At 27.2% G+C, this 696-nt stretch carries 1 protein-coding gene; it reads left to right on the top strand.

Going from position 1 to position 696, the window contains the following annotated elements; genetic code table 11:
• Nucleotides 1-160: 160 nt before the first annotated feature.
• On the top strand, nt 161-696 hold a 536-nt coding region (locus DNC80_RS15730), incomplete at its 3' end, for a hypothetical protein (protein WP_182652026.1).

Here is a 696-nt window from a genome sequence, read left to right as displayed (position 1 = left end):
TTCACTGCTATCTGGGCTAGAGAATTTCGTCAAAAAGAAGTATTATTTAAAATATAAAATCTTATATAAATTTTGAAAAATAATAAGCTTTAAAAAATTGGTTAAAAAACTATATTTTTGTAAAAAAAAAAGCATGTAATCACACTTTAATTGTTTGTAAATGAAACTGCGTAATCTATTCCTGATCATTGTCTTCTTATTCAATATTAACAATTCATTTGCCTGTAAATGTATTGAAGTTGGTAAAGAAAAGATAGTTGGATATGGGTTGAATACATATGATATTGTATTTTATGGTGAACTAATAAAACGGGATACTATTAATCAAACTTATAGTTTTAAAATCATAGAACTTTTCAAAGGAATTTATATATCAAAGACTATTGATGGTGTTTCTGAAGGAAGTGATTGTGGATTATTCCCAGATAAAAATGGATTATGGATTGTTTATGGGAATTTAGACAAAAAAAATAAAATATCTCTGGACATGTGTTCACCCACACAATCACAAGATTTTGGTCCAGGTTGGCCTTTACCTCCTGAATTTAAGCGTGATAAATTTGGTAAAATCATCGAGCCAACTGAAACTGATTATAAGATCAACGACTTGGAATTCAAAATAGAATCATTAAGAAGTTTTATTTATCAGTTAGAACAATTAAGAGCCTATAAATTATCCCAAAATATAATTTCAGA

Origin of the sequence: Flavobacterium sp. SOK18b (assembly GCF_014156605.1) — a bacterium.
Classification (GTDB): domain Bacteria; phylum Bacteroidota; class Bacteroidia; order Flavobacteriales; family Flavobacteriaceae; genus Flavobacterium; species Flavobacterium tiangeerense.
This window is presented reverse-complemented; position numbering and strand designations above follow the sequence as displayed.